The organism is Paraglaciecola sp. (assembly GCF_039942875.1).
GTDB lineage: Bacteria > Pseudomonadota > Gammaproteobacteria > Enterobacterales > Alteromonadaceae > Paraglaciecola.
In genome coordinates this window covers 107638-130868 of the sequence record NZ_JBDVBQ010000009.1, presented here as the reverse complement: position 1 = coordinate 130868, position 23231 = coordinate 107638, and the positions used below count along the sequence as shown (strand labels likewise).

The window sequence follows — 23231 nt, the reverse complement described above, 5'->3', positions numbered from 1 at the left end:
AAATGCTGAGTTATTTTACGCAAAGGTTATTTTTGTGCAAGGATAAAGGACATAATCATCTCGTGGCAAACTTTCGGCTTTTCAGCATGTAACCAGTGACCTACACCATTGATCACTCTTGATTTGCTGTTTGGAAATAATGTTAATGTGGCTTCTTTGTGTTCTGCTAATAAGTAATCTGATAGTTGTCCTTTGATGAACAATACGGGTTTATTAAAAGAATGTTCTGACTCAATAGCCTCTGACAGTTTTATATAATCACGCTGCAATAGTTTAAGATTGAATCGCCAAAACCATTGATTTTCTTGGTTGTACAAACTCTTCAGTAAGAATTGTCGTACGCCACTTTCTTGAATATGTTGTGCGAGTGATTCCTCAGCTTGCTTTCGGCTTTCTATATGCCCTAAATCCACCGCATTTAAACCTGCGAATACCTGATTGTGGCGAGGTAGATACTTTACAGGGGCAATATCAATAATCACTAAACGTTTTACTAAAGATGCGTTATCCAGAGCAATTTGCATCGCCACTTTTCCACCTAGAGAGTGACCCACCAAAGTTGCGCTTTGAATATTTAAAGCAGCTAAGGTTTGAGAAATAAGGTGAGCGTAGTGTTTAAAACTAAACTCTTCAGTAAAACTCGATTGGCCATGATCTGGTAGATCGATAGATAGGACTTGAAACTGCTCTGTAAACAGTCTTCTTAGACCTGAAAGGTTATCTAAACTCCCAAATAAACCATGGATTAGGATGATCCAAGGCTTTTGTGAGTCGTCTGAATGGATTTGGTAATTAACGGCGGACATAAGCTAGCTTCAAATTTTACTTCTGACAATGGCCAAGAAGCATAATTATGAGGCTAGCTAAAAGCAATGAGTCCAATGAATAAAATAAGCTTTTACTTAAAAGCTTTGTCAATAAATTTACATATTGGGGTAGTTAGGACCTCCTGCGCCTTCTGGCACAATCCATGTGATATTTTGACTTGGGTCTTTGATGTCACAAGTTTTACAGTGAATGCAGTTTTGTGAATTTATTTGAAATTGTTTTTCACCAGCTTCATTTTCAACAATTTCATATACACCAGCAGGGCAGTATCGTTGTGCGGGTTCATTGTATTTAGTGAGATTAACTGTCAGAGGAATAGCTTTATCTTTTAATTTTAAATGACAAGGTTGGTCTTCTTCATGGTTAGTATTAGATAAGAACACTGAAGAAAGCTTATCGAAGCTAAGTACTCCATCGGGTTTAGGGTAGTCAATTTCGTTTGCTTCATCTGCCAGTTTCATCAAGCTATGATCGGCGACTTCGTCTTTAAAGTGAAAAGGTAATCCGCCATTAAACCAGTTTTGGTCCACAGTATTGTACGCACCACCGATAAATGTACCGAGTTTATGTAAAACGGGGCCAAAGTTGCGAGACCTAAATAGCTCATCATATAGCCAAGAGTCTTTAAATTTTTCTGTGAATGCGGTTAAATCTTGTGACTCGGCAGCATCATCTTTACTCAAGACTTCCATCAAGGCTTCAGCGGCAATTAAGCCGGACTTCATGGCTGTATGGTTACCTTTGATTTTTGCAAAGTTTAAGGTGCCGGCATCACATCCAACTAATACCCCCCCTGGAAAGGTCATTTTGGGCAACGAATTAAAGCCGCCTTTGGCAATTGCTCGAGCGCCGTATGATACGCGCTTACCGCCTTCTAGGTATTGCTTGAAAACGGGGTGATGCTTGAGGCGTTGAAATTCATCAAAAGGACTGAGATGTGGATTACTATAATTAAGGTCTACTATTAAACCTACCAAGACTTGGTTGTTTTCAGCATGATATAAATATGAACCGCCCGTAGCGTCGGTAATAGGCCAACCAGCGGTATGGACTACAAGGCCTTCTTGATGTTTTGCTGGGTCTATATCCCAAATTTCTTTGAAACCAATACCATAGTGTTGGGGCGACTTACCTTGGTCTAAATCAAACTTTTCAATGAGCTGCTTGCCTAAATGCCCACGGCACCCTTCAGCAAAAACCGTATATTTTGCTTTTAGCTCCATACCAGGCATATATGAGTCTTTAGGTTCTGAGTTTTCATCGAGACCCATATCACCTGTTATTACACCAGCTACGCTTCCGTCTTGATTGTAAAGAACTTCAGAGGCTGCAAACCCCGGAAATATCTCCACACCTAGTTGTTCTGCTTGCTCAGCTAGCCAGCGACACATGTTACCCATGCTTGTAATGTAATTGCCTTCATTGTGCATGGTTTTTGGTGTCATAAAAGCAGGAATTTTGGTGCCCTTATTTTCATTGTTTAACCAGTAGATATCATCTTGAATGACTGGAGTATTGAGGGGGGCGCCTTTTTCTTTCCAATCAGGAAACAACTCATCCAATGCCCGTGTTTCAAATACGGCTCCAGATAAAATATGAGCGCCGACTTCAGAGCCTTTTTCAACAACACAAACCATGAGATCTTGTTCTTGTTTTTGAGCTAGCTGCATTAATCGACAAGCTGTAGACAAACCTGCAGGGCCAGCACCGACTATTACTACGTCAAATTCCATCGATTCTCGTTCCACTAATATGTCCTCTTTTATATTTAACTATTCATGAAAAAAATATTTAAAGCAGTTAACTATAAGCCTTATTTACTGGTGTTTAATTGTAATTTTAAGCTCATCTTCATTAAAACTGACTTTAAGAAATAACGAAAAAATCATTCAATACGTTAATGTTAATAACTCAAGGTTTTAAATTAAGTTGTTAATAAACAATGCTTTAATTGTTCGTTTGAGGGGGTTTATTATTTTCATATTAACGTTTTAAATTTGTTTGTAATGTTATGATACCTGTAAAAATGTTGCGTAAATACTATATTTTTGATGCTCAATGGTTAATTTGACGTGAAGAGATGTTCAAAGTAAATTAATCACATCCTAATGTGGGAGGTATGACCACTCACTTAACACTGACATCCTGATATAGAGGTCAACATGAAAATATTAGTGCCGGTAAAACGAGCCATTGATTACAACGTGAAGGTAAGAGTAAAGCCTGATAACAGTGCTGTAGATCTTACAAACGCCAAAATGTCTATTAATCCATTTTGCGAAATTGCGGTTGAAGAAGCGGTAAGACTTAAAGAAAAAGGCGTGGCTACTGAAATTGTGGTGGTATCAATCGGTGACAAGGCTTGCCAAGAACAAATACGTACAGCTCTGGCGCTAGGAGCTGATCGAGGGATACAAATCGATACACCTGAACCTCTTGGTTCGTTACAGGTGGCAAAATTACTGCAGAAGGTTGTTGAAGAGGAAAGTCCAGACTTAGTGATTTTAGGAAAGCAATCTATTGACTCTGATAACAATCAGACTGGACAAATGTTGGCAGCTTTGACCGGCATGCCTCAGGGGACGTTTGCTTCAGAAGTTGAAGTTACAGAAGGTAAGGTGAAAGTCACAAGAGAAATAGATGGCGGCTTACAAACGGTAGAGTTGACCTTACCCGCTGTAGTCACTACCGACTTAAGATTAAATGAACCTCGCTATGCATCATTACCCAATATTATGAAGGCTAAGCGTAAGCCGTTAGAGGTTAAATCGGCAGCTGATTTTGGTATTGAGCTGTCATCTGGCGTGAAAATATTGAAAGTAGAAGCGCCAGCCCAGCGCCAAGGTGGGATTAAAGTCGCAGATGTGGCTGAGTTGGTAGAAAAATTAAAGAATGAAGCGAAGGTGATCTAATGACTATTCTAGTATTTGCAGAACATGATAACGAGCAGCTAAAAACAGAAACCCATAAGCTAGTCCATGCTGCTTCACAAATAGATGGAGAGATTCATTTATTGGTTGCCGGAGCAGGATGTGATGCAGTGGCGACACAGGCATCAAAATTAACCGGAGTCACTAAAGTCTTAGTTGCGGATAGCTCAGAATATGCCCATCAAATGGCTGAAAATATCGCCGAATTAGTGACTGAGTTAGGTAAAGAAGTAAGCCACATTCTTGCTGCTGCAACCACTACAGGTAAGAATTTCATGCCACGGGTCGCGGCTTTACTCGATGTCTCGCAAATATCTGACATTATCAAAGTAGAGAGTGCAGATACCTTTGTGCGCCCAATATATGCTGGTAATGCTATTGCGACTGTACAATCTTCAGATGCTATTAAAGTTGTCACCGTCAGAACCGCAGCTTTTGATGCAGCCTCTGAAGATGGTTCTGCACCAGTTGAAGTTTGCTCAGTAGTCAAACCTTTAGAAAGTTCAGCATTTGTGTCGGCTGAATTAACCGAATCAGAGAGACCGGAACTGACGGCTGCTGATGTGATTATTTCTGGTGGCCGAGGCATGCAAAACGGGGAAAACTTCAAACTATTAGATGGCATTGCAGATAAACTTGGTGCGGCCATGGGGGCTTCTCGTGCGGCAGTTGATGCGGGGTTTGTTCCTAACGATATGCAAGTAGGACAAACCGGTAAAATAGTTGCACCTAATCTTTATATTGCCGTTGGTATTTCAGGGGCTATTCAGCATTTAGCGGGTATGAAAGACTCAAAAGTCATTGTTGCTATAAATAAAGATGAAGAAGCACCTATCTTTCAAGTTGCTGACTATGGTTTAGTTGGTGACTTGTTTGATGTGTTACCTGAGCTAGAAGCTGCCCTGTAGTTTTTCTAAATTAAAAAAGCGATGATAGCTTAGTTATCATCGCTTTTTTGTTTGTGGAATATGTCGCTAGAAAGGGCAAGTTACATACACTTTCTCATCTTGTTTTGATTATACAGCTACAACTGAGTTGTCTTCTAAAGAGACAGGCGAGGGAATGTAAGCATCGGCTTCCCAGTCATTCTCCCATTCAGTATCATCCAATAAATACCTAAACTCATAGTTTGAATCTTTAGGTAAATTAACAGTGGTTGTGAAGCTACCATTTTTAAGCTTTTTCATCGGCGTTGAGGCCGTATCCCAATTGTTAAAATCTCCCACTAAACTTACAGTTTCTGCTTCTTGTGCTTCTTCTTTGGATAACTTAAACGTTACCTTACAAACTGCTTTAGATTTTAAATATTGTTTTTTAAATGCCATGGTTTATCTCCTGAAGTAACAAAATTGAATGTGTACAATTAAAACAAATTAAAGTTATCTTCAGTTGCTTCGTCTTGGTGCGGTATGTTTTTGTTAGTGCAACTGTTTTTTCACTTTTTGAAACTCTTTATTATTAGTTAAGTTCTAAAAACTTCTTTAAATTCATAAAATTAACTATTAATAATATAAATATACCTAATTTAGTCTGCCACCCCTAAGGTAACCTTAGATATGTATAATTATTATAGTGCAAAAAATATGCAAAGTTAAACCATTACAATGGATAAGGGATCAGCGTTTGAATTTCTTAGCATACTGACTGGGGGATAAACCTGCGTGTTTTTTAAAGAGCCGAGTAAACGAACTTAAGTCTTCGTATCCCACTTGGTTAATAATCCTTTCTATGCTGTCTTGGGTGGTTTCGAGAAATCGTTTGGCAGCTTCGATACGTAAAGTTTGTATATAGTTCAGTGGTGTTTGGTCTGTTGCTTTTTTAAAGCGTCGATTAAATGTACGGGCGCCTAGGTTCACTAATGGAGGAAGCTGGTCAACTGATAGGTGCTGATTAAAGTGCTCTTCTAGCCACTCTTGAACAAATAAAATATCTGGGTCTTGATGGTACTTTTTAGCTCTAAGGGTGGCATAGGCCGCTTGGTCACCTCGTCCTATATCAATAACATGGGCTTTTGCTGTAGTTGTGGCTACGTCATGTCCACAATATCTTTCAATTAACAATAAGGCTAAATCAAACCAAGCCATACCTCCACCAGAACAGTAAATGTTTTGGTCAGACGTTATCATTTTTTCAGAGCATAGGTTTACGTCCGGGTATCTTTGTTTAAACTGCTGCGCATACCCCCAATGAGTCGTCGCATCTTTGTTTTTTAAAACCCCTGCTTCTGCTAATAAAAATGCACCGCTGCAGTTACTCGCTATATCGGCATTGTTACTAAAGTGCTTGTTGATATGGGGTAGTAAAGCCCGGTTATTATTAAGGACTGTAATTAACTCACCCCCTATAGTTGGCACCAGTAATAGGTCTGTTTCGTCTACCTCTTCAATGGCGATATGACTAGCTAGTTCAATTTGGTTGATACATTTTACAGGCCGCTTTTTTATCGAAGCAATTTGTACATCAAAGAAAGGCGTTGGTGCTTCCCCAGACATACGTTGCCAAGTTACACCCGCTAAAGCAAACAAGTCTAAGGCTCCAGTTATCGCACTAGCATAAGCTTGATCGAACCCCAGAATCGTTACTTTAAACACTCTTAATAAACCTCTTGATTAGACATAAATAATGATGACTTATAGCTGTCATAAATGACCATTAATATGTCATATCTGCCAATGATAGCCAACTTATAATTTTGCGATTCTTTAGCAAGTTAAATTTAATCAGTTTGGTGACAAACAAGGTTTTTATATGAGTAATGAGTTGGTAAAACGTAGAGAGTTGTCTTTTCAATTGTTTGAACTATTGGATACGAATGCGCTGTGTGAGCGAGAACGTTTTAGCGAACACAATCGTGAGACTTTTGATGCGGTTATGGATATAGCCGAAAAGATAGCCACCGAAAAATTCGCAACACACAATGCGAAAGCAGATGCTAACGAGCCTACCTTTGATGGTGAAAAGGTAACTATGATCCCTGAAGTTCAAGAGGCGTTCGATGCTTACGTTGAATCGGGCTTAATTGCTGGCAGGTTTGATTTTGATGAGGGGGGAATGCAACTTCCTGAAACCATCATGACAGCCTGTGCTGGCTACTTTATGGCTGCAAACCCATCGAGCACAGGTTATCCATTTTTAACTGTGGCTGCCGCCAATGTAATACGTAACTTCGCTTCAGAAGATCTCAAAAATGCCTTTATGCCTCGTATGTTAACCGGTGAGTTTACTGGGACTATGGCACTAACTGAGCCCCATGCGGGGTCGTCATTAGCTGATATTCATACATCTGCTAAAAAACATGCAGATGGTAACTACCGTATAAAAGGTAACAAAATCTATATATCCGGTGGTGACCATGAGTTGTCTGACAACATAGTGCACCTAGTTTTAGCGAAAATTCAAGGTGCACCAGCTGGCGTCAAAGGTATTTCACTGTTTGCTGTTCCTAAGTTTCGTTTAGATGATGCTGGAAATCCAGCTAAACGTAATGATGTGTCACTTGCCGGTCTTATTCATAAAATGGGGTATAGAGGAACCACTTCTACCGCTTTAAGTTTTGGTGAAAAAGAAGATTGCCACGGTTACTTAATTGGTGAAGAGCATCAAGGATTACGCTACATGTTCTTGATGATGAACGAAGCCAGGTTAGGAGTCGGTTTTGGCGCTGCAATGATTGGCTATAGCGGTTATCAATATTCTTTAGAGTACGCAAAAGAGCGCACTCAAGGTCGAGTCGCTCCTAATAATAAACCTACTGATGCGCCTGCTACTATTATTCAACATGGCGATGTAAAACGTATGTTGTTAGCGCAAAAATCCTATGTGGAAGGGGGCATGGCTTTGTGTTTTTACGCTGCCCGCTTGGTGGATGACGCGCACACTTTGGTTGATGAGAGTGCAAAAAAACAAGCATCTGAATTACTCGATCTATTAACTCCTATCGTAAAAGCTTGGCCCTCTGAGTTTGGCCCTAAAGCGAATGATTTAGCAATACAGGTACTAGGTGGCTCAGGTTATACCCGTGAATATCCAGTGGAACAATGTTGGCGAGACAACCGTTTAAATCCGATTCATGAAGGTACTAATGGGATTCAGGCTTTAGATTTACTCACCCGTAAACTATGGCAAGCAAATGGTGCGGGATTGGCATTATTACAAGGGCGTATGCAACAGGACTTCGAGGCGGTTACAGGGCAAGTGAGCAAACAATTAATTGCCAAGTTGCAACCATACCTACAAAAAATGCAGGGGTTAATACCTGGTTTAGGAGCAAGCTTACAGTCTGAACAACAAGCTGTTTTATTAGCCAACGCTACATGTTTTATGAATATATTTGGTCAGATAGTGATGAGCTGGATGTGGATACGTCAAGCAAATATTGCAGAAGTGTCATTGGCTACGTTGGCAGATCGCAAAGAAGAAAATCAACAAGATGTGGATTTCTATAATGGCAAAATTCAGGCTGCAAAATACTTCGTACATTGGGAATTACCCTTAGTACAACGAGACATTACGCTTCTTATTGATATGGATGATAGCTGTAGTGATATGCAAGCTGATTGGTTTTAACAGATTAATAATAAATACAAACAGGACACGTTATGAAAAAAGATATGTTTGATTTAACAGGAAAGGTTGCATTAGTAACAGGTGCAAGCCGTGGTATTGGTGAGTCAATTGCCAGACTTTTAGCGGCCTATGGGGCTCGGGTTATTGTATCGAGTCGTAAAATTGATGGCTGTGAAGCCGTCGCTAAGAGCATTCGAGAAGAGGGCGGTGATGCGGTTGCTATGGCCTGTCATGTGGGAGAAATGGCGCAAATAGATAATATATTTTCGGAAATCAACGAGCAATTTGGTCGCTTAGATATACTTATAAATAATGCAGCTGCTAATCCTTACTTTGGTCATATTTTAGATACGGACTTGGCTGCATATGATAAAACGGTTGATGTGAATATTCGTGGTTATTTCTTTATGTCTACCGCCGCAGGTAAAATGATGAAACAGCAGGGAGGAGGCGTAATTTTAAATACGGCTTCTGTAAATGGTATTTCTCCTGGTATGGGCCAAGGAATTTATTCTATTACCAAAGCCGCTGTTATTAGCATGACTAAAGCCTTTGCAAAGGAGTGTGGTTCACTGAATATCAGAGTCAACGCGTTATTGCCGGGATTAACCGAAACCAAGTTCGCATCCGCTTTAACGGGTAATGATAAGATATTAAAAACAGCATTGATGCAAATACCTTTGGGTCGAACTGCACAGCCTGATGAAATGGCAGGAACTGTTTTGTATTTAGTGTCAGATGCATCAAGTTATACCACTGGCACGACTGTGGTGGTTGATGGTGGTTATCTAAGTTAATTTTACGATATAGACATAAAAACAGCGGCTTTTAGCCGCTGTTTTTATTTATGGGTTAGCATAATGAACCCTGTTTTATCTAGAGGGATAGTTTAGGGGGCAATGGCTAAGTAGCTCGCATCACACAGATTCATCCAAGGTCAACCTACCTCAGCCTTAAGCTCTCACTATTCTTTTGTATAATTTGTAACAAAATATACCTAGGATAAATTTTAGCTAAGATTGCTTATTGCATACTATTTACGGTTTAATAGTTAAAAATAGTATTCTGCATCAAAGGTTTATTGAATGTTCAAACTGCGTCCCCAAGGCCTACTGGTCGCCAGTGTTACGTTATTATTTGTATCTTGTTCTGCTACACAGGCTGTGAACACACCACAGGAGTCTTTGGGAACAAACATTGTTCCAGCATATGAAACCCTTACCACTAGTACCGAAACAGTCTCCACTACTTCAGGAGAAACATTAACCTTAAAGCAGATTATGGCTGATCCTGACTGGATGGGGCGACAGCCCCTTAACCCTTACTGGGCTAATGACAGTGCCGGCGTTTACTATCAGCAGAAACGCCTAGGCTCACCATTAAGAGATTTATGGGTTAAAGAGTTAAATGATACAAGCAACCCAAGTAAGGTGAGTATCAGTGGTAAACACCAAGAGGCCTATCAGCGCAGGGTCTTAGATCAGCATGGAGAAATGGCTGCTTGGGTGTTCGAAGGAAATATTTTTTATAAAGATTTAAAGACTGACCAGTTAAAGCAGCTCACCAAAGACAACAAAAAACCATACAATCTCACGTTCCTAAATGATGGTCGTTTGAGTTTTCAAAGTGGTGATAGCTTTTATGGGATTGATCCTAAAACAGGGTTTTATGAATTATTAGTGACTTGGAAGTTTGCCGATAAACCCAAAGCGGTTAGTGCGCCAGAAGATTATATTGCAGAGCAACAGCAAGGACTGATCGAGGTTGTAGCCTTAAAACGCCTGCATAAGCAGCAAGGATTTGAACAGCAAGAACTATTAGAGAAAAATAATACCTCCCTTGCTCCTACTAGCTTTTATTTTGCTAAAGGTAATGAAACTGTAGAAGCGAGTTTATCGCCAAATGGAAAATGGTTAATCATTGCTGAAACTAAACAGTCTCCATGGCGTGATGATGGCGATATCATGCCAAATTATATAAATGAAAATGGCCGGATCTCACCAGATAAAGTACGCCCTCGTGTGGCTGATGTTACTCCAAAGACAGAAAATTTGTGGTTACTCAATATTGAGCAACATTCAAAAAAACCATTAAGCTACGGTAATTTACCTGGTTTTAATGATGATGTGCTAGCGTCAATAAAACGAGAAAATGCTGCAGCAAAAGGCAAAGAATACTCTGTTAATCGTCTTCCTCGAGATATTGTTTTGTTACGTGACTGGTCATGGTCTCAAAGTGCAATTCAATGGCACAGTAACGGTGATAGCGTGGCAGTCATGCTAGAAGCTTGGGATAACAAAGATAGATGGTTAACCACTGTCGATGTATCCGAAGGTAAGTTAGAAAGTCAGCATAGATTGCACGATGATGCGTGGATAAACTACAAATTCAATAGTTTTGGTTGGTTGCAAAATAGCAAAGCGCTTTACTACCTATCGGAAGAATCGGGTTATGCTAATTTATATTTAAAACCTATTGCGGGCGTAGCTACTGCCCTTGTTTCAGGCGCATTCGAGGTTGATAGTCTTACCCTAAGTCAAGACGATGGCTTTATATACTTTAAAGCTAATATTAAGCACCCTGGCATATACGAAATTTACAGAGTAGGCGTAGAAAGTGGCAACATTGAAACCTTAACCGATTTAAATGGTATGACAGACTATCAACTGAGTCCAAATGAGCAGTCTTTGTTATTAACCCATTCTAAACTGACTCGCCCACCTGAGCTTTATGTCAAAGGGATAAATGATAGCGCCGCTAAACAGATTACCCACACCATTAGCCAAGCCTTTTTAGATATAGATTGGATCGCTCCTGATATTGTTCCTATAAAATCTAGCTATACAGATAAACCTATTTTTTCTAGAGTGTACGCACCTAAAGACGCAAACTTTGAGTTTGATGAAAAAAGAAAAGCCGTGGTGTTTAGTCATGGTGCGGGATATCTACAAAACTCCCATTTAGGGTGGTCTGGTTATTTCAGAGAGTATATGTTCCACAATATGTTGGTGCAGCAAGGTTATGTTGTGTTAGATATGGATTACCGCGCGTCTGCTGGTTATGGCCGAGATTGGCGTACCGCGATTTACCGTCAAATGGGCACACCTGAAATTCAAGACTTACAGGACGGAGTGAATTGGTTAGCAGAAAATCAACATGTTGATGCCAGTAGAGTAGGGACATACGGTGGCTCATACGGTGGTTTTATGACGTTTATGGCTATGTTTAAATCACCTGATCTGTTTAAAGCTGGCGCAGCACTTAGGCCCGTATCTGATTGGGCTCATTACAACCATGGTTATACATCTAATATTTTGAATACCCCTGACATTGATCCTATTGCCTATGAAAGAAGCTCGCCAATATACTTTGCAGAAGGGTTACAAAAGCCACTTCTTATCAATGCACCTATGGTAGACAGTAATGTATTCTTTGTTGATGTGGTTAGATTAGTTCAACGTTTTATTGAGCTTGAAAAGCAAAACTTTGAAACGGCTATTTACCCCGTTGAATCCCATGGGTTTGTACAACCTAGCTCTTGGTTAGATGAATACCGCCGCATTTATAAGTTGTTTGAAACCAATCTCTAGTTAGCCTTATATTTACGGGAGGTAAATTTAGCCTCCCTTTATTGTTTGTACTTTATTTAGGCTGTTGCTTCAGTGATGGTATCTCTCAGTTAGGAAAGACCAATGTTACCTTCTCGTTTAGTTTTAGGCTTGTGCTTAGTGGCTGTTAGTATCAAGGTTTTTTCTGGGCCTTTAGTGATGCTGGAAATGCAGGATTTAAGTACTGTTAAAACTCACTTACAGAATCAAACTGCTGCTACAGATACGCTAAAAGCTTATGAATTATTAATAAAACGGGCTAATGACGCTTTATATTTAGGGGGGTATTCAGTTGTAGATAAGTCTATTTTACCCCCCTCAAACGACCCCCATGATTATTTAAGTATCAGTCGTTATTGGTGGCCAGACAGCAGTAAATCTGATGGTCTACCTTGGGTAAGAAGAGACGGCATTACCAATCCTGATACACAAACTGATAGCGTTGACCGGAAACGCTTAGGGGCAATGTCACAAAGTGTACAGGTTTTAGCCTTAGCTTATTATTTTTCTGGGGATGAAAAGTATGCGCTCAAAGGTACAGAACTAATTAGGAGGTGGTTTTTAAAACCTGAAACAAAAATGAACCCACATTTAGAATTTGCCCAAAGTGTACCTGGTAAGAATATTAGACGGCGCTCGGGTATTTTAGATGGGCGGCTGATACCAGCAAAACTATTAGATGGAATTACTTTATTGAGTTCATCCAGCCACTGGAGCAAACAAAATGATAAGGAAATGAACCTTTGGCTGAATTCTTACCTTGACTGGTTAACAAGCAGCGAATTGGGGCGAGAAGGGGCCAAACAAACTAACAATCACGGCTCTTGGTATTATTATCAGGTCGCGGCACTGTCTTGGTATTTAGGCGACAATACCGGGTTAGCTAAGGCGGTGCAAAATACTAAGGAGCATATATTGCAGCAGTTTGATGAACAAGGGGCGCAACATCATGAATTAGCGCGAACTCGACCTTATTTCTATAGTTGTTTTAATCTTGAAGCGCTGACAAATATTGCGGCCATTGCAAAGAAGGTAAATATTAATCTTTGGGAATACGCTACCGCTAACCAAGGTATTTTAAAAACTGCTGTTGAATACCTGATCCCTGCTGCTAAGGGAGAGCCATGGCTACATGGAAATAAAGCAATTAAGGCGACTGATTTGATAGAGATATTAGACAGGTATAATCAGGACAGCGGCGAACCTTCACAACAAACATTACTTACCCAATTATTACAACAAGCGAAAGCAAGTAAAGGTGACAGTACTATGTATTACCGTTTTGTATTACTAAACCCTCAAGCACTTTTAGAATAGTTTAGTAAGAGCCTATGTTGTTTTAGGCGTGGTTAACTTATGTTTACCAAATAAAAGTAGAATAACTAATAGCCCAGACAGAGAGCCAAATAGGTGCGCATCTATGGCGACATTTGCATCAATTAATTTGGCTACTTCGCCACTAGCACCATACATTTGTTCATTAAGTACTTTTACGGTAATACCAACTAGCATGACCCAGCCGGTTTTGAAATGGTGCTTGATATCAAAGTATGCACCTACTACAAATAACCCATGCAATACCCCAGATAAACCCACGTACCATTTAAGTTGAGGGGCAAACAGATATAAACTTATAGAAGTGCTTAAACATAGAAATATAAATAAAGCTAAGTAGCGGCTCGTGGTGGTGTAGTGTCCATGTAAAGCCCATAATAAAGCTATTCCAAACAAATTCAGTAACATGTGGTTAGCATTCGTATGCAGGAAATGCCCACTGATTAAGCGCCACCAATCACCCCTTGATATTTCTTCGTATTCATAGGCAAATAACGTGCTACTTGATGGCTCAGTAATAGCCATTAATATACTCAGGGCGATGATTACTATTGGCCCAATAACATATTGTTTTTGTAGTGGTAAATTTAACATTTTTATTCTTGAATAAAATACTTCTGCCATGTTACCTAAACCTACCTTAAATATGGTTATAAATTATCAAAGGTGAAGTAGGCATTTGTACTGAGCTTACGCTAGTGAAAGTGTGGTCATCAGTTAAACTATTAGAGGCTTAATCTAGGCTTACTGAATTGACCTTCCACTTATTATCAATTCTCAATAGCTCAACCACTCTCATATCTTTAAAAATATCACCATCTAGTTCACCTTCAAAAAACAGTGCTATTTGGGCTTCTTTTGCAAACTCATTTCTTCCGGCGCTGCGGGTACTTGGTTGGATTTTTACTGTATCAAAACGCATATTCAGTACGTGTTTCTGAACGCTTTTATTGGTGTGATACGAACGTAACAAACGTTGCATTTTTGGAGTGCTGAGTTGAAATGACCCGTCTAAGGTTTTATCGTGGTAGATATGATCAAAAAATTGAATGGCGGCAAATTCTGGAATGTCACTATCTAACATACCAAACTTTCCCCCTCCTTTTTTAGGCTCACTTGGGTTACAAGCACTAAACACTGCCAAAATAAGGGTTAACCAGTAAATTTTCTTATATATAGGTTTAAACACATCTATCAACTATTATTCATTTTCTGTGGACTAATCATACCTTCTTTTGTAGAAAGACCAAAAGAAAAGGGAGGCCTAAGCCTCCCTTTTTGGTAATTATTTAAACCTTGCAGTCAATTATTGAACATTCTCAGCGTCAGAAAACTCACCAGCAAACATAGGGCTACTTAGGTAACGCTCAGAAGCACTAGCTAAGATTACAACCACGTTTTTATCTGCGTTTTCAGGTTTTTCAGCCCAGCGTTTTGCAGCGACAACAGCTGCACCAGAGGAAATACCGACTAAGATACCTTCTTCTTTCATTAATCTGTGAGCCATTTCGATAGACTCTTCGTTGGTCACTTGCTCAACTGCGTCGACTAAATCTAAGTCTAGGTTACCAGGAATAAACCCTGCGCCTATACCTTGGATTTTGTGAGGACCTGGAGTTAATTCTTCACCTGCTTTAGCTTGGGTAATCACGGGAGAGTCAGTCGGCTCAACCGCTACAGTAGTAATCGCTTTACCCTGTGTATTTTTGATGTAACGGCTGGTACCTGAAATGGTTCCACCTGTGCCTACACCCGCTACAAAGATATCAATCTTACCGTCTGTATCATTCCAAATTTCTGGGCCTGTGGTTTTTTCATGAATTTCAGGGTTTGCTGGGTTTTCAAATTGGTGCATTGGAATGTATTTAGTTGGGTCTGAAGCAACGATATCGTTAGCTGCGTTTATCGCGCCTTTCATACCTTTAGGGGCTTCAGTTAATACTAGGTTTGCACCCATAGCTTTTAACAGTTTACGACGCTCTAAACTCATAGAACTAGGCATAGTTAGTGTGATCTTATAACCACGAGAAGCGGCAACAAACGCAAGGGCAATTCCGGTATTACCACTTGTTGCTTCTACTATTTCACAACCTGGCTTAAGAATACCTTTCTTCTCAGCATCCCAAATCATGTTTGCGCCAATACGACACTTAACACTAAAGCTCGGATTTCTTGATTCTATTTTAGCAAACACGTTGCCGCCAGTTACACGATTCAGTTTAACTAATGGGGTTTTGCCGATTGCTAATGAATTGTCGTCATAAATTTGCATAAAAATTTCCTTGCCTATTATATATTTTACAAACGGTTAATCGTGGGAGTTAACCATTAATGAATTGTTCTGTAAATAAGGGATACGCTCTCTTTTTTAGTAGACCGTACTTGAGGTCATTAATTTCAGTTTTATAAAAAAATTTAAATCATATAAAAAAGAGTGAGTTCCCCAATAAATATTATTGATGCATAAAGCGAATGAATCTGTTTTATCATAATGATATTACTTCTATAGGTGTGGTGAAGTCGCTAAATTCAAAGTGCTTTTTCGCTATATCTTATGGTTAAACTTATGTTAATACAGTTTGAGGTCTAAATGTCATTTAGTGGAACAGATAAATATATAGTGGGTCGCGAGTTACAATTAGCTGTGAATGCAGCTATTACCCTAGAAAAGCCTCTACTTATAAAAGGGGAACCCGGTACCGGAAAAACCATGTTGGCTGAGGAGTTGGCTAAAAGCTTAGATGCAGAATTGATTCAGTGGCACATCAAATCTACAACCAAGGCACAACAGGGCTTATATGAATACGACGCGGTTTCTAGGCTCAGGGATTCACAACTAGGGGATGAAAAAGTTCATGATATTGCAAACTACATAGTGAAGGGCAAGTTGTGGCAAGCTTTTGAGTCAGATACGCGCAGTATATTGTTAATCGATGAAATTGATAAAGCTGACATCGAGTTTCCAAATGACTTGCTGTTAGAAATCGACAAAATGGAGTTTTTTGTCTACGAAACCCAGCAGGTCGTAAAAGCTAAGCAAAGGCCAATTGTGATCATCACATCTAATAATGAGAAAGAGCTTCCTGATGCCTTTTTACGTCGTTGCTTTTTCCATTATATTCAATTCCCCGAAGTAGAAGAGATGCGAAAAATTGTAGATGTGCATTTTCCAAACATTAAAAAGGAACTACTTAATCAAGCATTACAGTCATTTTTTGATTTGCGAGATGTACCTGGCCTACGTAAAAAGCCCTCTACTTCAGAGTTAATTGACTGGCTGAAACTGCTGGTTGCTGAAGATATTCCTATTGAAGCCTTACAAAATAAAGACGGAAAGCAAAGTATCCCACCTTTGTACGGAGCCTTGCTTAAAAATGAGCAGGATATTCATCTATTTGAAAAATTGGTCTTTATGGCGCGCCGTTAATGTTAGTTGATTTCTTTTTTAAACTTAGAGAATACCAATTAAAGGTAAGCTTAAGGGAGTTACTTGATTTGATTCAAGCGCTCGAAAAAGGAGTGGTCTTTGGAAGTATTGATGACTTCTATTTTTTATCAAAAATGATCATGGTTAAAGATGAAAGCCAATTTGATAAATTTGACAGAGCCTTCGCAGATTATTTTGAAGGAGTTCAAAGCATTGACCTATTTGGAAAAGATATTCCTGAAGAATGGTTGAAAGATGCGCTAAACCGCTATTTTAGTGATGCCGAAAAAGAAAAAATTAAAGCATTAGGCGGCCTTGATGAGCTAATGAAAACCTTAAAAGAACGTTTGGCTGAACAAGAAAAGCGGCATCAAGGAGGTAACAAGTGGATAGGTACAGGGGGCACCTCACCTTTTGGGGCGAATGGCTATAACCCTGAAGGAGTGCGAATAGGACAGCAGGGTAATCGTAACTTTTCTGCTGCGAAAGTGTGGGACAAACGAGAATTTAAGAATCTTTCTGGTGATGTAGAACTTGGTACCCGAAATATCAAAGTTGCCCTCCGTAAATTGAGAAAATTTGCTCGAACCGGCGCTTCAGAAGAATTAGATATGCCCACGACTATTGGTAGCACCGCAAAAAATGCTGGCATGCTTGATATCCATATGGTGCAAGAAAGGCACAATGCCGTAAAGGTTCTAATGTTTTTTGATGTAGGTGGCTCAATGGATGCTCACATTAAAGAATGTGAAGAGTTGTTTTCTGCAGTGCACACAGAGTTCAAATATTTAGAATATTTCTATTTTCATAATTGTGTGTACGAAGGTGTGTGGAAAGATAACAAGCGCCGCGGGAGCGAGGTGATCCCCATTGCCAATGTAATACATAAATACGGTGCTGACTATAAACTCATTTTTGTAGGTGATGCCACTATGGGTCCTTATGAAATAACTTATCCAGGCGGAAGTGTTGAGCATTGGAACGAAGAACCTGGAAGTGTGTGGATGCAACGTTTACTAAATCATTTTGAACATGCAATATGGCTTAATCCTCAGTTAAGTCAGTATTGGAATTATTATGCTTCTATCAGCATAATAAAAGACCTGATGAAAAACAGGATGTTTCCCTTAACACTTGATGGCATAGGGGAGGGTATAAAGCATTTAACCAAAAAAATATAAACTAGCGGGATAAGCTAATGGAAAATAATAAAAACATCTTGGGTTCAAAGCGGTTACAATCCGCTGATAGCAATAATCAGTCTCCGCCTCCTATTACAGCCAAAGAAACCCGCCAAATCGTCACTCCTTACGCTTTTTTCGTAGCTGACAGTTTGTTGGGAACTAGGCTAGCGGGGCCCTATAAACGAGGTATGGCGTTAACTATCGATTTAATCTTTGTCGCTTTATTAACAAAAGTGAGCAGTTTAATACTGGCTACGGTTGCTGCAGCGACGTTTTTCAGAGCGGGTAATCGTTTAAAAACCAAAAAGCGGTACAATGCTGGACGCTTGTTTTTACGTCTTATCGTCGCGTTTTTACTCTTTGTTATTGCAGTTGGAATTGTGGATGAAATTAATAAACCAGAATCTAAATCTAATGACGCAAAGGTAAGCGCGCAGCAAATAGAGAAGCTTGCGGTCGTTGGTATTACAGCTCAATATTTAATTCAATCGAGCGCGCTACTAAAAGAATTAGAACAAGGTGAATGTACGCCTAAATACGCTTGTATTAAAACGTTAGGTGAGCAGTTAATAGATGACACAGTAGGTGCCCGTATTGGGAATGAGGGCGTGGCAGAAGCTATCGAGACTTATATTGAAGTCATGTCAGGGCATCTTACGGTTGAGGAGCAAACTCAACTATTAGAATCACTAAAAGCATTATCTGAAGTCAAAGCGATAACAGAGACAGATCCCGATATACCTAATGATCTTGAAAAAGTAATATCAGACTATGTAGAAGATGAAACTGAGAAAGAGTCGCTAAATACCTCTCCTAAAGGAATTGTTGATTGGTTAAAAGATTTAATTGAAGAACTAGGTCTAGGGTTTGGCTGGGCAGCATTTTATTTTAGTGTATTTACTGCTTGGTGGAGAGGTCAAACTCCGGGCAAAAAAATAATGGGTATTCAAGTGGTTAAGCTTGACAACCAAGCCTTAAATTTGTGGGAAAGTTTTGGACGCTATGGTGGCTATGGTGCTGGGCTTGCCACTGGTTTATTAGGGTTTTTACAGATATTTTGGGATCCTAATCGTCAGGCCATTCAAGATAAAATTTCTGAGACGTTAGTCATCGATTTACGTTACCCCAAAGTCACTCTAGGCACTTCTGAAAACGAACAAGAATAAATTACTATTTATGGCAAACAGAATTAACCAGTTGTTAAGTTATTGGTCAGATAAGCGTGACAGCCAAGCTTGGGTCTTAGCTACTATTATTGAAACGGATGGCTCCTCTTACCGCAAGGCAGGGGCTATGATGATGATAAATGATTTAGGGCAATATTTTGGTTTGCTCAGCGGTGGGTGTTTAGAGTCTGATATTATGCGTCAAGCTAGGCGCTGTTGGGATAACCTTCAAAACCGTATTGTTGAATATGATATGCGTGAAGAAGAAGACTTAGCGTGGCAATTAGGTATTGGATGTGGTGGCATGGTCAAAATATTATTGCAGCCAGTAAATGCCAGTAATCTTTACTTAAGGCTCGACGAACTTCTTAACAATATTGCTAAACGTAAACGAGTCGAGTATCAACAACAAGTTGATGAACTGGTCCCTCAAAACTCCTTAGTGCCGGTGAGTTCAATAAAGGCCACGAGTAAAGTTGGTATTAAAACTCATGCTGGTGTCAATGTGTTTTCGCAAGTTCTTGGCCCTGCGCCGCTAATCGCTGTATTTGGTGCAGGTGTTGACGCTATGCCTGTAGTGGCGATAGCTGCTGAGTTAGGGTGGGATGTGTTATTGCTAGACCCTAGAATGGGGTATGCCAAACCAGAGCATTTCCCAAAGGCAAATCAGATTATTCGCGAACCATTTGATAATTTGTCAAATGCGAGTTGGTTATCTGAAATTGATGCTGCCTTGATATTGACCCACAATATAAAGTTAGACGCTACTGCATTAAAACTGTTACAAGTAAGTCGTGCTAAATATATAGGTTTACTAGGGCCAATACATAGAACCGACCGAGTATTAGCGCATGTTGCTATGGATCGAGATGATTTATGTAAACCATTAGCTAACCCAGTTGGCTTAAGGTTGGGGGGCGAATTACCAGAATCCATCGCTTTATCTATGCTCTCAGAAGTGCATGCCGCATTAGAGCAAACCGATGGGCTGTCCATCAGTAATGTGTTAACACCAATTATTCAAAATACCCAAAATGAAAACTGAGTTGCTGCTGTTAGCCGCAGGAAAAAGTCGCAGGTTTGCTGGAATTAAACAGCTCGCTGATATAAATGGCCAAGCCATGGTTTGTCACTGCCTTTCGGCTTATCAGCAAGATGGTAAGTGGCTTGAGGGTATGACTAATGGCACTGTGGTTATAGGGGCTAACGCAAGCGTCGTTTCTGAGGTACTTCCTAGTACTGTTCATCGCTATATTGCTCAATCATGGGAGCAGGGCATGGGGCATTCTTTAGCTGAATCTATAGGCGTGTTATCTAGATCTACAACTCATGTTTTAGTTGGGTTGGCTGATCAAATAGCCATAAGCAGCCAAGCTATCAAAGCTCTTTTAGAAGCGTCTAAACGGCACCCTCAAAAAATAATTGCTGCGGAATATCAAGACAAAGCCGGTGTGCCGGCTATTTTTCCTAAAGCTTTTTTTTCTCAGCTGAGTATGCTTAAGGGTGACAAAGGGGCGAGGGATATTCTGCAAAATAACAATGGTAATGTGATTAAAGTCACTATGTCTGAGGCCGCCATTGATATTGATACCCAAGACGATTTGTTAAGATTGGCTCGGTAAAAACTCACGAGCCAACTTGTATTGCATTTTGTCTGTTAGTGAAAAGAGTATTGGCTAGGGGAATAATAGCGGAGCTCTTCTATGCATGGTGGCTTGCTCATAGGCGTAGGCATATTGAAATAATTTATCTTCAGTAAAGGGTCTACCTAATATCTGTAAACCAACCGGCAAGCCATTTTTTACATAACCCATTGGCACTGTAATCGCTGGTTGCCCAGTATGTGGGGCTATTTTGCCACTGTTATTGCCACTAGGGCTCTGTGAATCGCCTATTTTTCTGGGTGGGTTACTCCAAGTGGGGTAGACAATGGCATCTAACTTTAAGTCATCCATGGTATTTACCACGGCGGTTAACAATGCTTTTCTTCTTGGGTCACCTTCTACGTCTACACAAGGTGGTGTTTGTTCAGCAGGCGTTATATTGGCAGGCACTTTCATCGCCCAATTCATAGAGCCGGCATTTTCAGGACGATGTTTCTTTTGAGTCACCACATCTTGTAATGTTTTAATCCCATTACTACTGTTTAGAGTGGCTAAATAGTTATTTAAATCATACCGAAAACGGCTACAAAAACCCGTCGCTTTAGTGAGCTTTTCAAACTCTGGAATAGTGATGGGGTCCACAATAACCGCACCTTGGGCAGCAAGATCTTGTAAAGCTTGGGAGTAGACTTTTAGGGTGTCTTTGTCTGCAGTGGTTTCATCGACTATTTCCCTTAAAACGCCCAGCCTCACACCTTGTAATCCGTTTAGGCTTAATTTAGCTGTGTAATCAGCTACTTGATGGTCTAAGTATACTTTGGTTGTCGGGTCTGCTTCGTCGTAGCCAGCAATGGCGTTGAAAACACGGGCAGTGTCTTTGACCGTCCTGAGCATAGGGCCACCTACATCTCGGTTGAGTAATAATGGAATGATACCGTCTCGGCTAGTGGCTCCTATGGTTGAACGCATACCCACTAATGCTAGATGTGATGATGGTCCTCGTATTGAGTTGCCCGTATCTGAGCCAATTCCAATAACGCCAAAATTAGCTGCGATAGCAGACGCAGTGCCGCCACTGGAGCCTGCTGGAACACGGCTTAGGCCGTAAGCATTATGGGTTTCGCCATGGGTGGAGCTAATCGTATTATTTGGGCTGAAAGCCCATTCTCCCATGTTTGATTTTGCAATAATTATGGCGCCAGCGTCTCTTAATTTTTTAACTATAAAAGCGTCATCTGGTGGTATTGAGCCTTTTAATGCAATGGATCCTGCTTCGGTAGGCATATCTGCGGTATCAAAGTTATCTTTTAAAATAACTGGGATGCATTGTAGAGGCTTGAGCTTTGGGTTCTCAGCGAATTGCAGGTCCATTTGTTTGGCTTTGCTTATGGCGTTAGGGTTTATATAAATGATGGCGTTTAGATTACTTATTTCATCATATTTGGTAATCCGGTCAATAAACCCTTGTGTAATAGCTTGGCAGGTCATTGTTTTTGTTTCTATTGCCGAATGAATGTTCTCTATTGTTGTTTCTGTGAAAGTAAATTCAGACAAATCTTTTTCAGGCATTGGCGCCGAGCCCATAAAAAGTAAGCTAGCTGTTATAGAAGCTAGTAACTTTAATGAAGTGTTTTTTAGGTACCTGGTATCGCAAGCTTTAGTATGCACGTACTACTTCCTGTTATTTTGTTATTGTTTTTAGGATGTATAAATCTATATGTCATGAATAGTTAAGCATTTCTGTTTTGTAACTGCAATTACTAGTATTTGAATCCTACGGATAGCTGCAAAGTCCCAGTGTTCTATTTTATTTTGCACCTTTAAATCAAGCTAGCTTGCCCAATATCTAATTGATGAACCAAAATAAACGTTTATCTCAAAGTATTATCTATTCGATTTTTGCCGTTGCATTATTGTGGTGTATTAAATCTGCTGAAATCTTATTTGGGTGGAATTTATCCTTTATGGGATTAGTGCCACTACACGCTAATGGGTTGTTGGGGATTGTTACCGCGCCTTTAGTTCATAGCTCCTTAGAGCACCTTTTCAATAATAGTTTGGCCATTTTGCTCCTTGGTACCATGGTGTTTTATGGGTATCCAAAATCTTGGTTGAAGGTTGTAGGATTAGTCTGGTTGCTTTCAGGCATTGGCGTGTGGTTATTTGCAAGAGAAGCCAATCATATTGGTGCAAGTGGTTTAACCCATGGTTTGTTCTTTTATCTGTTCGTCGTGAGTATTTTCAGGCGAGATAAAATGTCCGTGGCGATTATGATGATTGCTTTTTTGATGTATGGCGGCATGACAATGACGATTTTCCCAAGAGAAGAATATATCTCTTATGAGTACCATTTTTTTGGTGCTGTGGCGGGGGTTATCGCAGCTTTGATATGGAGAAATACCGACCCTAAACCTGTCGTTAAAAAATATGATTGGGAAAATGAAAATAGTGATGAGGTGAGTAACGAAGAGAATGATGCTTGGCAGCAGGAGTGGTACATGTCTGAGTCTGATACATCAGATGTTGATAACAATCGCTTACATTAATCGATTAATCTGCTGTTAATTCAAAAAGTCTTAGTTT

At 40.0% G+C, this 23231-nt stretch carries 20 protein-coding genes; 12 read left to right on the top strand and 8 right to left on the bottom strand.

Features of this window, described 5'->3' with window-relative positions; genetic code table 11:
- Positions 1 to 26 precede the first annotated feature (26 nt).
- Together ABJE44_RS02725 and ABJE44_RS02720 are read right to left on the bottom strand one after the other, a co-directional pair.
- A complete protein-coding gene (locus tag ABJE44_RS02725; RefSeq protein ID WP_348113446.1) occupies positions 27 to 806 on the bottom strand; it encodes an alpha/beta fold hydrolase in 780 nt (259 codons plus the stop codon).
- A 117-nt stretch (positions 807 to 923) separates the two neighbouring features.
- The gene (locus ABJE44_RS02720; protein ID WP_348113464.1) at positions 924 to 2561 is read right to left on the bottom strand and encodes an electron transfer flavoprotein-ubiquinone oxidoreductase; all 1638 of its coding nucleotides are present in this window, start codon (positions 2559 to 2561) and stop codon (positions 924 to 926) included.
- 429 nt (positions 2562 to 2990) lie between these two features.
- Between ABJE44_RS02720 and ABJE44_RS02715 the strand changes: the two genes are divergently transcribed.
- The gene (locus ABJE44_RS02715; RefSeq protein WP_348113445.1) at positions 2991 to 3740 is read left to right on the top strand and encodes an electron transfer flavoprotein subunit beta/FixA family protein; all 750 of its coding nucleotides are present in this window, start codon (positions 2991 to 2993) and stop codon (positions 3738 to 3740) included.
- On the top strand, positions 3740 to 4666 hold the full coding sequence (locus tag ABJE44_RS02710) for an FAD-binding protein (protein ID WP_348113444.1): 927 nt from the start codon (positions 3740 to 3742) through the stop codon (positions 4664 to 4666). Before ABJE44_RS02715 ends, ABJE44_RS02710 begins: the two co-directional genes overlap by 1 nt.
- Before the next feature lie 108 nt (positions 4667 to 4774).
- On the opposite strand, the gene ABJE44_RS02705 is transcribed toward ABJE44_RS02710, so the two are convergent.
- Both ABJE44_RS02705 and ABJE44_RS02700 read right to left on the bottom strand, forming a co-directional pair.
- A complete protein-coding gene (locus ABJE44_RS02705; protein ID WP_348113443.1) occupies positions 4775 to 5083 on the bottom strand; it encodes an isoamylase early set domain-containing protein in 309 nt (102 codons plus the stop codon).
- A 291-nt stretch (positions 5084 to 5374) separates the two neighbouring features.
- The gene (locus tag ABJE44_RS02700) at positions 5375 to 6349 is read right to left on the bottom strand and encodes a helix-turn-helix domain-containing protein (protein WP_348113442.1); all 975 of its coding nucleotides are present in this window, start codon (positions 6347 to 6349) and stop codon (positions 5375 to 5377) included.
- Between the two features lie 157 nt (positions 6350 to 6506).
- Here ABJE44_RS02700 and ABJE44_RS02695 point away from each other — a divergent pair, with 157 nt between their 5' ends.
- From ABJE44_RS02695 to ABJE44_RS02680, 4 genes are all read left to right on the top strand, one after another.
- Positions 6507 to 8324, top strand: a complete 1818-nt coding sequence (locus ABJE44_RS02695; protein WP_348113441.1) for an acyl-CoA dehydrogenase — start codon at positions 6507 to 6509, stop codon at positions 8322 to 8324.
- A gap of 32 nt (positions 8325 to 8356) precedes the next feature.
- Positions 8357 to 9121, top strand: coding sequence for an SDR family oxidoreductase (locus ABJE44_RS02690; RefSeq protein ID WP_348113440.1), 765 nt, complete (start codon positions 8357 to 8359; stop codon positions 9119 to 9121).
- A gap of 288 nt (positions 9122 to 9409) precedes the next feature.
- The gene (locus ABJE44_RS02685) at positions 9410 to 11914 is read left to right on the top strand and encodes a prolyl oligopeptidase family serine peptidase (RefSeq protein WP_348113439.1); all 2505 of its coding nucleotides are present in this window, start codon (positions 9410 to 9412) and stop codon (positions 11912 to 11914) included.
- A 102-nt stretch (positions 11915 to 12016) separates the two neighbouring features.
- A complete protein-coding gene (locus ABJE44_RS02680; RefSeq protein WP_348113438.1) occupies positions 12017 to 13249 on the top strand; it encodes an alginate lyase family protein in 1233 nt (410 codons plus the stop codon).
- Positions 13250 to 13261: 12 nt separating this feature from the next.
- Here the strand turns inward: ABJE44_RS02680 and rrtA are convergent, their stop codons facing one another.
- From rrtA to cysK, 3 genes are all read right to left on the bottom strand, one after another.
- Positions 13262 to 13891 (bottom strand): rhombosortase, encoded by a 630-nt coding sequence (rrtA, locus tag ABJE44_RS02675; RefSeq protein WP_348113437.1) that lies wholly within the window; start codon positions 13889 to 13891, stop codon positions 13262 to 13264.
- Positions 13892 to 14000: 109 nt separating this feature from the next.
- Positions 14001 to 14456, bottom strand: coding sequence for a hypothetical protein (locus ABJE44_RS02670; RefSeq protein ID WP_348113435.1), 456 nt, complete (start codon positions 14454 to 14456; stop codon positions 14001 to 14003).
- A gap of 117 nt (positions 14457 to 14573) precedes the next feature.
- Positions 14574 to 15539, bottom strand: a complete 966-nt coding sequence (gene cysK / locus ABJE44_RS02665; RefSeq protein WP_348113434.1) for a cysteine synthase A — start codon at positions 15537 to 15539, stop codon at positions 14574 to 14576.
- A gap of 318 nt (positions 15540 to 15857) precedes the next feature.
- On the opposite strand from cysK, the gene ABJE44_RS02660 reads away from it, so the two are divergent.
- Genes ABJE44_RS02660 through ABJE44_RS02640 form a run of 5 tightly spaced genes read left to right on the top strand, consistent with a single transcriptional unit; the run spans position 15858 to position 20666 of the window.
- Complete coding sequence (locus ABJE44_RS02660) at positions 15858 to 16694, top strand: MoxR family ATPase (protein WP_348113433.1); 837 nt, start codon at positions 15858 to 15860, stop codon at positions 16692 to 16694.
- Positions 16694 to 17875 (top strand): hypothetical protein, encoded by a 1182-nt coding sequence (locus ABJE44_RS02655; RefSeq protein WP_348113432.1) that lies wholly within the window; start codon positions 16694 to 16696, stop codon positions 17873 to 17875. The genes ABJE44_RS02660 and ABJE44_RS02655 overlap by 1 nt, the downstream gene beginning before the upstream one ends.
- Before the next feature lie 17 nt (positions 17876 to 17892).
- Positions 17893 to 19044, top strand: a complete 1152-nt coding sequence (locus ABJE44_RS02650) for an RDD family protein (protein WP_348113431.1) — start codon at positions 17893 to 17895, stop codon at positions 19042 to 19044.
- Between the two features lie 10 nt (positions 19045 to 19054).
- A complete protein-coding gene (locus ABJE44_RS02645) occupies positions 19055 to 20089 on the top strand; it encodes an XdhC family protein (protein WP_348113430.1) in 1035 nt (344 codons plus the stop codon).
- Complete coding sequence (locus ABJE44_RS02640; protein WP_348113429.1) at positions 20079 to 20666, top strand: nucleotidyltransferase family protein; 588 nt, start codon at positions 20079 to 20081, stop codon at positions 20664 to 20666. Before ABJE44_RS02645 ends, ABJE44_RS02640 begins: the two co-directional genes overlap by 11 nt.
- Before the next feature lie 54 nt (positions 20667 to 20720).
- Here ABJE44_RS02640 and ABJE44_RS02635 read toward each other — a convergent pair whose 3' ends face one another.
- On the bottom strand, positions 20721 to 22217 hold the full coding sequence (locus tag ABJE44_RS02635) for an amidase family protein (protein WP_348113428.1): 1497 nt from the start codon (positions 22215 to 22217) through the stop codon (positions 20721 to 20723).
- A gap of 284 nt (positions 22218 to 22501) precedes the next feature.
- On the opposite strand from ABJE44_RS02635, the gene ABJE44_RS02630 reads away from it, so the two are divergent.
- A complete protein-coding gene (locus ABJE44_RS02630) occupies positions 22502 to 23194 on the top strand; it encodes a rhomboid family intramembrane serine protease (protein WP_348113427.1) in 693 nt (230 codons plus the stop codon).
- Positions 23195 to 23231: the final 37 nt, after the last annotated feature.